Source organism: Pseudoalteromonas sp. RB2-MNA-CIBAN-0110, assembly GCF_040309305.1.
Classification (GTDB): domain Bacteria; phylum Pseudomonadota; class Gammaproteobacteria; order Enterobacterales; family Alteromonadaceae; genus Pseudoalteromonas; species Pseudoalteromonas arctica.
On the sequence record NZ_JBEOOQ010000066.1, the window covers coordinates 1 to 9548 of the forward strand.

9 protein-coding genes and 1 tRNA gene are annotated in these 9548 nt (G+C 39.8%); 4 read left to right on the forward strand and 6 right to left on the reverse strand.

The window, feature by feature from the left end; all coding sequences use genetic code 11:
* Nucleotide 1: 1 nt before the first annotated feature.
* The 3 genes from AAEY68_RS20215 to nudE all read right to left on the reverse strand — a co-directional run bounded on the left by AAEY68_RS20215 (nt 2) and on the right by nudE (nt 1580).
* Nucleotides 2–75, reverse strand: a tRNA-Met gene (locus AAEY68_RS20215).
* 136 nt (nt 76–211) lie between these two features.
* The gene (gene cysQ, locus AAEY68_RS20220) at nt 212–1015 is read right to left on the reverse strand and encodes a 3'(2'),5'-bisphosphate nucleotidase CysQ (RefSeq protein ID WP_007586545.1); all 804 of its coding nucleotides are present in this window, start codon (nt 1013–1015) and stop codon (nt 212–214) included.
* Nucleotides 1008–1580, reverse strand: a complete 573-nt coding sequence (gene nudE / locus AAEY68_RS20225; protein WP_007586548.1) for an ADP compounds hydrolase NudE — start codon at nt 1578–1580, stop codon at nt 1008–1010. The genes cysQ and nudE overlap by 8 nt, the downstream gene beginning before the upstream one ends.
* 61 nt (nt 1581–1641) lie before the next feature.
* On the opposite strand from nudE, the gene yrfG reads away from it, so the two are divergent.
* Entirely contained in the window at nt 1642–2289 is a 648-nt protein-coding gene (yrfG, locus tag AAEY68_RS20230; RefSeq protein WP_350586755.1) for a GMP/IMP nucleotidase, read from the forward strand.
* Nucleotides 2290–2304: 15 nt separating this feature from the next.
* Here yrfG and AAEY68_RS20235 read toward each other — a convergent pair whose 3' ends face one another.
* The 3 genes from AAEY68_RS20235 to AAEY68_RS20245 form a co-directional block, all read right to left on the reverse strand.
* On the reverse strand, nt 2305–2928 hold the full coding sequence (locus AAEY68_RS20235; protein ID WP_350586756.1) for a dUTP diphosphatase: 624 nt from the start codon (nt 2926–2928) through the stop codon (nt 2305–2307).
* Nucleotides 2929–3033: 105 nt separating this feature from the next.
* Nucleotides 3034–3402, reverse strand: a complete 369-nt coding sequence (locus tag AAEY68_RS20240) for a YacL family protein (protein ID WP_024592461.1) — start codon at nt 3400–3402, stop codon at nt 3034–3036.
* A gap of 116 nt (nt 3403–3518) precedes the next feature.
* A complete protein-coding gene (locus AAEY68_RS20245) occupies nt 3519–3743 on the reverse strand; it encodes a hypothetical protein (RefSeq protein ID WP_002963009.1) in 225 nt (74 codons plus the stop codon).
* 303 nt (nt 3744–4046) lie between these two features.
* Between AAEY68_RS20245 and uvrD the strand changes: the two genes are divergently transcribed.
* From uvrD to AAEY68_RS20260, 3 genes are all read left to right on the forward strand, one after another.
* Nucleotides 4047–6212 (forward strand): DNA helicase II, encoded by a 2166-nt coding sequence (gene uvrD, locus AAEY68_RS20250; RefSeq protein WP_007586555.1) that lies wholly within the window; start codon nt 4047–4049, stop codon nt 6210–6212.
* Nucleotides 6190–8259, forward strand: a complete 2070-nt coding sequence (locus AAEY68_RS20255) for a tRNA(Met) cytidine acetyltransferase TmcA domain-containing protein (RefSeq protein WP_350586757.1) — start codon at nt 6190–6192, stop codon at nt 8257–8259. The genes uvrD and AAEY68_RS20255 overlap by 23 nt, the downstream gene beginning before the upstream one ends.
* A gap of 102 nt (nt 8260–8361) precedes the next feature.
* The gene (locus AAEY68_RS20260) at nt 8362–9171 is read left to right on the forward strand and encodes a hypothetical protein (RefSeq protein ID WP_029751110.1); all 810 of its coding nucleotides are present in this window, start codon (nt 8362–8364) and stop codon (nt 9169–9171) included.
* Nucleotides 9172–9548 lie beyond the last annotated feature (377 nt).

Here is a 9548-nt window from a genome sequence, read left to right on the forward strand (position 1 = left end):
GTTGCGGGAGCCGGATTTGAACCGACGACCTTCGGGTTATGAGCCCGACGAGCTACCAGACTGCTCCATCCCGCGCCTGTACTTTCTTTAAAACATTTTCGTAATATTTACGAGCCTGCCTTGAAGAGAGCGCTACTATATAGGAATAAACATTTAATGCAAGGCCTAAACTAATTAAAGTTGTTCAACCGGACAAAAAGCAATCAAATTGCTATTCTGCGCTCAACCTTTGATGCGGATTAATCATTTTTTGCCATTCCCAGTCTGGATGTCCCATCACTATAAAGTCAGGGTTCTCAGTACTCTCGCGTTGGTTGTACGTTAGCGGGTTAAATTCTGCATCGGTAATACAACCACCGGCTTCTTCAACAATAACTTGTGAAGCACCTGTATCCCACTCTCCCGTTGGACCAATTCTTAAAAAACAATCTGCTTTGCCTTCTGCAACAGTACAAGCTTTTAATGAGCACGAACCAATAGCAATAGTTGTAAACTGACTATTTAAATACTGACTCACCGCTTCTATTTTTTGGCGGCGGCTCACTGCAAGCGTCAAGTTCTCTGGCGGCGCTACAGATATTTGCTTATCAATTGAGTTTTCACGTTTAAAGGCACCATTTTTAGCTGTAGCAAAATAAGTCACACCTTTTGCAGGCCAATGAATAACGCCAAGCACAGGATGATTATTTTCAATCAATGCAATGTTTACTGCAAAGTCGCCACTTTCTAAAATAAATTCGCCTGTACCATCCATCGGATCGAGCAACCAATAGCGCTGCCAGTCCTGTCTGTCGGCGAGTGCAGGTATAGGTGTTTCTTCCGACATAATTGGGATATCGGGCGCTAAGACTTTTAATCCAGCAACCAGTACGTCATTTGCTGCTAAGTCAGCTTTGGTAACAGGCGTATTATCTGATTTCTCTTGTTGGCCGATATCGCCTTTTTTATAAATGGCCATAATTGCATCGCCAGCACGCTCAGCTAATTCAATACACGGTTCGATTAATTTATTCATCGGCAGCTCCAGACGCTAAATACTTATCTAATAATAGCAAAGCTGCAACACTGCGTGCTTCGGTAAAATCTTCTTGGTCTAATAATGACTGCCACTGAGTTAATGGCCACTTAACAACAACAAGCGGCTCTGGTTCGTCGCCAATAAGGGTTTGTGGGTATAATTGCTTAGCAAATAAAATATGCATAGTGGCATTAAAGTAACTCGGCGCCATTGTTACTGTTCTTAATGGTTTAAAATACTCAGCACCAAAGCCAATTTCTTCTTTAAGCTCTCTGTTAGCAGCTTGCTCTGGCGTTTCGCCCGGATCGATTAAGCCTTTAGGAAAACCTAACTGGTAATCGTTTGTGCCCGCACAGTATTCACGTACAAGTAGTAATTCGTTGTCTGCACTTAACGGAACAATCATCACTGCTCCCCGGCCACCGCCGCGAATTCGCTCATACTGGCGCTCTTCGTTATTAGAAAACTTTAGCTCTAAAGACTCCACAGTAAACAGGCGGCTTTTAGCGACAACATTGTTACTGAGGATTTGTGGTGGTGTTGGGTGCTTTTTCTGTGTCATTGGCGTTAATTTGCTATCATGGCAGTTAGTTCAATAATAAACCTTATAAGTTGAAATTCCTATGTTAAATTGGTCAAAAATCGATACCGTTTTGCTCGACATGGATGGAACATTACTCGATTTACATTACGACAGTCATTTTTGGCTTAACGTTATTCCTGCGCAACACGCATTAGCAAGGGGCATTAGCCTAGATGCAGCTAAAGCAGATATTTTAAAATGCTATCAAGCTGTGAGCGGTCAAATACAGTGGTATTGTTTAGATTATTGGGAGCAGCAATTAAGCTTGCCTATAATGGAGCTTAAACGAGAGTCTCAGCATTTAATTAAAATGCGCGAAGACGTACCTCATTTTTTAACTGAGCTTAAAAAAGCAGGCAAAGAGTTAATTTTACTTACCAACGCCCACCCTGAGAGTGTCATGCTGAAATTTGAGCATACAGCGATTGATAACTACCTAGATGGTGTAGTGTCTACTCATGAATATGGAGTAAGTAAAGAGCAGCAAAGTTTGTGGCACCAAGTACAAAAAGACTTAGGGTTTAATAAGCAGCGCACTTTGTTTGTAGATGACAGTGTGCCGGTATTAAATGCCGCACGAGAATACGGCATCGAGCACTTACTTGCAGTTGCTAACCCAGATAGCCAACAACCACATAACGAAATAGCCGATTACCTAAGTGTTACCGACTATCGTAAGATTATCTAACTCAACTTACGTGACTTAAATTTTTGGGTAACGCGCTTCTAGCCCTTGATATACTAACTTTGCAAAATCTGCATGTTCTGTATCAAGGCTTTTAACTACTTCAACTAAATGCTCGTTATCTTCTTGCCCATTCCATTCTTTAATATAGCTACCATCTTTGTAACCGTGATCTTGGCGGAAAAAGTTTAACGTGTTTTTACCTACGTAGCCGCGATATAAATCATCAATATCCATACCCATTTGCGCCATACAGCCGGCAAAGGCACCTGCATTAAACGTTTTATCAGCAACAGCAGACGCCGCCAATATCTCTAGTGTTTGTTTAAAGTCATCAGCTTGTTGAGCATTGCTAAGCTCAGTTTCAAGTTGCTTTGCTAAGTCTTCGTAGCTAGTTTCACCGTCAATTCTAAGCGATAGACCAAAATGAAAAATATCAACCAACTCTAAAATAACTTGTTCAGTATCTGGTGTTTGTTTTTTCCACCATTTCCAACCATGATGATCCAACATTTCAGCACACTCAACCCAAATAGCGCGGTACCATTTAAACCCTTGAGTAAACCATTGCTCATGTACTTTAGTATTCATGGCGTTTTGCATTTCTAGCATCACTACTAGCTTGTTTAAATTGGCAGACATATCAGTTCCTGTCGTTTTGATTGGCGTAATGTTCGTTGGTGTAATAATACAGATAAAATGCTGATTGTGCATTGCTGTATATTTTTATTAGTGTGCTAGTTATGTTTATCGTGACGTCGTAAACTCATGCCATGAATCAATTAAATCAATGAAATCTTCAAAGCCACAACCACTACTTAAACCATTTTCTTCAAGCGCTAAATCGTCATCTTGATACGCTATTAGGTCTTCGCTGTCTTGATGAAGCGCATGGGCTTCAAATAATGCTTCGTCTTTCGTTAATATTAAATCTATTTCTTGGCCTTTTAGCGTTAGCGGCTCATAGCTTGAACTCACCGATGCAATAAGCGCTTGCACCATGGCTACTTTGTCTTTGCCTATTTCTTCGTTTAGCCAGCGACCAATAATAGCGTGTTCACTGCTTATTTTAATACGTAGCCCACTAATAGGGTCGCGAATAAATTGATATTCCATAGGGTTTGCCTGTAAATCTTTAATTGGGTAATTATATACGTAAACGCCCGTAAACCACAGGACATATAAAGTAAAATAGCGCCACATGGGCGCTATTTTACTCAACTTGAAAACCGTTAACTTCGCGATCTATAACGCGCTGCGTCAATAATCGACCATAAGTAAATAATAGGCACAAGTACAAAGCCTACAAGCACATAAATTAGTGCGTAACTTATTATAATAGCGAGTGCAAAAAATATAGCCGCTAAAATACGCCCTTGCACTAACTGCCCTAAACCAGGAAAAAATATATTACATAATGCTGCGATTACGTTACCGCCAGAACCTTGATCTGCCATACTAACCTCTGTATTTATTTGATTTTATAATTATTTACTTACACACTCTATGCCAATTTATTAAAGCTTACAAATCAAATAGTTAAATTAGTCTAGATTTAGAGAGTTAGTAAATTTTGCTAACTTTAGGTCAAATTAGCAATTTTTGTTATGTGTTTGCACTTTTCTATTCGCTCAATTAATTAGCAAGTTACTCGTTTTGAACACTATTTTATAAATAGCTGTTTATAAAAACAGTATTTTATTTAGCCTAACAAAAACACCTGTTATACTGGCCACAATATTGATTAAAAAGGCGTAACGATGGACGTTTCACAATTACTCGATGGCTTAAATGACAAACAACGCGATGCCGTTGCAGCCCCACTACAAAACATGCTGGTATTAGCAGGTGCTGGGTCTGGTAAAACACGAGTGTTAGTTCATCGTATTGCGTGGCTTATGCAAGTTGAGCAAGCCTCCGCTTACAGTATTTTTGCAGTTACTTTTACTAATAAAGCCGCTAAAGAAATGCGTGGCCGCGTTGAAGAAACACTAAAGGCCCCTGTAGGTGGCATGTGGATTGGTACTTTCCATGGTTTATCGCATCGTATTTTACGTGCTCATCACCGTGAAGCTAACTTACCTGAAGCCTTTCAAATTTTAGACTCTGACGATCAGCTTAGAATGATCAAGCGCTTATTAAAATCGATGAATATTGATGATAAAAAATGGCCCGCTAAGCAATTTGGCTGGTACATAAGCGCCAAAAAAGATGAAGCACTTCGCCCTAAAGATATCCAAGCATACGATATTAACGAGCAAATGATGCTGCGTGTTTATGCCGCCTATCAAGAGGCCTGTGATAGAGCGGGCCTAGTTGATTTTGCTGAAATATTACTACGCAGCTACGAAGTGTTAAAAAATAACCCTACGTTACTGCGTCATTATCAGCAACGCTTTGCACATATGCTCGTAGACGAGTTCCAAGATACAAATACCATTCAATATGCTTGGTTAAAGTTACTTGCTGGCGATACTAACAGCATTATGATTGTAGGCGACGATGACCAAAGCATTTATGGTTGGCGTGGTGCTAAAATCGAAAACATTAAACGTTTTTTAACTGACTTTAGCGCTGAAACCATTCGTCTTGAACAAAACTACCGTTCAACCGCGACTATTTTGAAAGCGTCCAACGCATTAATTCAAAATAACTCAGAACGTATGGGTAAAAGCTTGTGGACCGACGGTAACGATGGCGAGCCAATCTCTATTTATGCAGCATTTAATGAGTTAGACGAAGCACGCTTTGTAAGTAGCAAACTACGAAGCTGGTTAAATGCAGGTAATGCCCTACAAGATGCCGCAATTTTATACCGTAGTAACGCGCAATCTCGTGTACTTGAGGAGGCCATGCTGCAAGAAGGCTTAAAATACCGTATTTATGGTGGTATGCGATTCTTCGAACGACAAGAAATTAAAGATGCGCTTTCGTATTTACGCCTAGTAGGTAATCGTCAAGACGATGCCGCGTTTGAGCGTGTAATTAATACGCCAGCACGCGGTATTGGTGATAAAACATTGAGCCATATACGAGATTGTGCACGAGCAGAATCGTTACCGCTTTGGTATGCCGCAAAAGCAATTGTAGAACAACAGCACTTATCTGGTCGTGCTTCTGGTGCAGTAAGTAAGTTTGTAGAACTAGTTGAACAAATAGAAGATAAAATTAGCGATCTAACTTTGCATGAGCAAGCCAAGTACACAATTCAAACCTCAGGCTTAATGGCAATGTACCAAGCTGAAAAAGGTGAAAAAGGCCGTGCTCGCGTAGAAAACTTAGAAGAGCTAATTAGCGCATGTGACCAGTACGAACTTCCTGAAGACGAAGAATACAGCTCGCCTTTACAAGGCTTTTTAGCACATACATCACTTGAGTCAGGTGAAGGACAAGCAGAAGAGCACGAAGATGCCGTTCAAATGATGACACTTCACTCAGCTAAAGGATTAGAGTTTCCGTTAGTGTTTATGGTGGGCGTAGAAGAGGGCATGTTCCCTTCTCAGCAAAGTAACGAAGAGTCTGGCCGCTTAGAAGAAGAGCGCCGCCTTTGTTATGTAGGCATGACACGAGCAATGGATAAGTTATACATTAGCCATGCTGAGAGTCGCCGCTTATACGGGCAAGAAAAATACCATAGCCCATCACGCTTTTTACGCGAAATACCTGAGGACTGCGTAGAAGAAATCCGTATTAAAACACAGGTTTCTCGTCCACCTGCCGCCGGGCGTTTTAGCGCATCAGTTAGCCATGCCGCATTTGAAGACAGTGGTTTTAACTTAGGGCAACGAGTTTTGCATGCTAAGTTTGGTGTTGGTACCGTACTTAATTACGAAGGCAGTGGCGCGCAATCTCGCGTACAAGTTAACTTTGACGACCTTGGCAGTAAATGGTTAGTAACGGCCTATGCACGATTACAAGCTGTATAAATCTCACCTAAATGAGTTAGAACAACAACTAGCTGGCGCGTATCATCGTCAGCTAGTGTTGATTACCGGCAGCCCTGCTTGGTGTTATGAATTACTTAACTCATTAATAGATGAAAACAATACACTTGTTGTATCAAAGCAGTGCGCGATTAAAAATTCGTACTGGCCTACTCGCACTCACCAAATTTTAGGGCAAGAATTTGCTCATGCTGTTTATAATGGTTTTAGTGGTTTGCACCCTGATAAACTTGCAGCACTTACCGGCACCGTTAAAGCAGGCGGTATACTGTTTTTATTACTGCCCGAATTAAATGATTTAGCCTTTTGGCAAGACCCCTCATTAAGTACAGTGCAATCACACGGTCAAAGTATTGACTACAGTTTATTTAATAATCGTTTCGCGGCTATTATTAAGCGGTTACCCGCTTTTCATTTTAGTGAACAAAATGGCTGTATTAATAATCTCGTCAGCTCTGTTACGGATAATAAAATTGATTATCTACCACAGCAAAACTGCGTTGAACAAATAGTAAAAGTAGCTAATGGCCGTGCCAACAGACCTTTACTCATTAATGCTGATAGAGGTAGAGGCAAGTCGGCAGCACTTGGCTTAGCTGCCGCAAAATTGACTGATAAAAAAGTAATTATTTGCAGCACTCAGTTTAAAGCGACCCATAGTAGCTTTAAACATTTAGCCAACGAGCTGAGCCTTCAATACAACGCTGAACATAAACAGCTCGCCAACTTGCACTACGTTGCACCTGACGCGTTATTAAATGCATTACCTGAGTGCGATTTATTACTCATTGATGAAGCTGCCGCGATCCCTGTTCCGTTATTGCTAAAAATGCTAGCTCATTACCCTCGTATAGTATTTGCAAGTACACTGGTTGGGTATGAGGGCAATGGTAGGGGTTACACCATTCGCTTTAGTAACTATATAAAAGCGCACTATAAAGCCTCTAAAGTTGTAACGCTTGATGAGCCACTGCGTTTTGCCAAACACGATCCCCTCGAGAAGCACATTCGCACCTTGCTTGCACTCGATGCACAATATAAAGAGTTAAGTAGTGAGCAATTAGAGCAGCCAGTTCATAGCGAAATAACTCAGCAATCCCTTGTAAAAAATGAGCCTTTACTGCAACAAGTTATTGCCCTGCTTGCATTGGCTCACTATCAAAGTAGTGTAAACGATTTACGCCAACTACTAGACGCACCATCGCAACGAATATTCATCAGCAAAATTAACAATCAATTAGTTGGTGTATGTTTAATCGCAATAGAAGGTGGTTTAAGTGAAGAACTTGCTCTACAGGTTATAAGCGGAGAGCGCCGCCCACAGGGTCATTTAATGGCTCAAACCCTCTCACAACTTAGCTTTGATAATGACTACTTAACACAGTTGAGCGCTCGCGTTGTACGAATAGCGATTGATCCGAGTTCTCACAATATGGGTTTTGGTAAAAAGCTACTTAGCTATTGCGAGTCGCAAGTAAAAAGCCAATGTAGTTGGTTTGGTGCAAGCTTTGGCGCAACAGCGCAGCTACTTAACTTTTGGCAAAAACAAGGGTTTGATACCGTAAAACTGGGTTATCAACGCGATAAAAGCACAGCTGAACATTCAGCGCTTGTGGTTAAATGCTTAAGCAATAAAAGTGCAATTATCCAACCTTTGAAAAAGCAGTTTAAAAACGACTTTTTTTATGCTCTTTTAACACATTTTAAAACACTAGATTGGCAACTTGTAAGTATTTTAATTGAAGGATTTAGCGATGAGTTAGTAAGCCTCGAGACTCGCGAACGATTAGCCTTGCTCGTAAACAGTAACTTCACTCAATTTAATATCTCTGCGACTCTCTGGCAGGTAGTGAATCAGTCTCCTTCTTGTATGTCTCAATTAACAGAGTCTGATAAACAACTTTTAATAAAGTTAGTGCTGCAAAATGAATGTAATGAAAAAGTGATTCAACACTTAGGTTTATTAGGAAAAAAGCAGCTTGAGAATCAATTTAAACGTGCCATAAAAAACCTCACTAGTGCCATCTAATAACTCCTAGTTACCTATCTCTATTAAATCTTATCCATCTTTAAGCTATTTATTTAATTTGTTCTATCCTTAAAGCATTAACAGGTAAATTAAGATAAAGGCATGGAATTAATAAACTTTAAAGTGGGCTGCAAAACAATTTCACTTAAAATACTCGATATTTTATTAACAGAGCGCTTTGACAATAATCTAACAACTTTACCCAACAATAATAAAAGCTTTATTGGTGTTAAAGATTATATGGATATACCAACGCCTGTGTTTGATTTAGGTATTATTTTAAATAATATCTCAACCGAACAAAGTAATGCGCATGTACTAAAACAACTAAGAACATGGCAAGAAAAACTATTAAACTGGTTCAATACCCTTCAAAGTACCTTGCTAAATAGCTCGGCTTCTATTTCAAGCAATGATGCAGAACTACAAGATTTTGTTCTGTTTTACAAAGAGTTCAACACCGATAATGAAGACTTAAAACTAACAATGTCTCGACTTAACGAACCTTTCCAATCATTGCTAGAAACGGTAAAAGAAGCTATATCAGCTCATAATCAAAGCGATTATAAACAAGTATCAGCTCTGCTCGAAAAAATTAAGCGTAGTAACCTAATTCAGCTAGAGCGTTTATTCGAATCAGCTAAAGAGCAAATAACCTTAGACTATAAACCTATTATTGTTTTTACCACTAAAGACGGCTTAAACCCACACGTAGGGTTATTGGTAGATAAAGTCGAAGATAATATCGACTATAAAAAAGAAGACATTAAACCACTAGATAAGCTCACTGAGGTTGGTTTTGATCTAGACCCACAAACTAAAAATATGATGCGAGGATTAATCAAGCTTTCACAAAAGCACAGTGTATTAATTGATCCAAGCGTAATATTTAAACCAACACAACTAGAATAATCTGAAAGTGAAGAAACTCAAGCTTACGGACTATTTTAAATAGTCTTTAGATTTGGTTATAAACTTTAGTACTGAAGTAAGGAGCTATTCTACTCGACTTGTACATTTAGATAAATTGGAGAGAAATCGAGTGCGTAATGTTAGTTACTCATATTCTACTTTTCTGCAGACGTAAAAAAAGCCCGAATCGTTAAATTTGGGCTTTCTACAATGTGAAGCTTGTGTAATGTCATAGTGCCCACAGCAGTGGAGAGTCACAGTGAAAATGCTATTGTATTCGCCGACTGGGGTATTGAGGGTTTTTGTTGTGATTCTAGCGTAGGGAGTCGCTGCGCTCGCCCGCCCTACGTGATGCGTATTAATGTGAGTGTGTATTA

What these genes read in the sequence shown, in the direction of transcription:
- AAEY68_RS20255 (WP_350586757.1), top strand. Translation starts at nt 6,190, where the DNA reads ATGCACGATTACAAGCTGTATAAATCTCACCTAAATGAGTTAGAACAA.
- cysQ (WP_007586545.1), bottom strand. Translation starts at nt 1,015, where the DNA reads ATGAATAAATTAATCGAACCGTGTATTGAATTAGCTGAGCGTGCTGGC.
- AAEY68_RS20240 (WP_024592461.1), bottom strand. Translation starts at nt 3,402, where the DNA reads ATGGAATATCAATTTATTCGCGACCCTATTAGTGGGCTACGTATTAAA.
- uvrD (WP_007586555.1), top strand. Translation starts at nt 4,047, where the DNA reads ATGGACGTTTCACAATTACTCGATGGCTTAAATGACAAACAACGCGAT.
- AAEY68_RS20260 (WP_029751110.1), top strand. Translation starts at nt 8,362, where the DNA reads ATGGAATTAATAAACTTTAAAGTGGGCTGCAAAACAATTTCACTTAAA.
- AAEY68_RS20245 (WP_002963009.1), bottom strand. Translation starts at nt 3,743, where the DNA reads ATGGCAGATCAAGGTTCTGGCGGTAACGTAATCGCAGCATTATGTAAT.
- nudE (WP_007586548.1), bottom strand. Translation starts at nt 1,580, where the DNA reads ATGACACAGAAAAAGCACCCAACACCACCACAAATCCTCAGTAACAAT.
- yrfG (WP_350586755.1), top strand. Translation starts at nt 1,642, where the DNA reads ATGTTAAATTGGTCAAAAATCGATACCGTTTTGCTCGACATGGATGGA.
- AAEY68_RS20235 (WP_350586756.1), bottom strand. Translation starts at nt 2,928, where the DNA reads ATGTCTGCCAATTTAAACAAGCTAGTAGTGATGCTAGAAATGCAAAAC.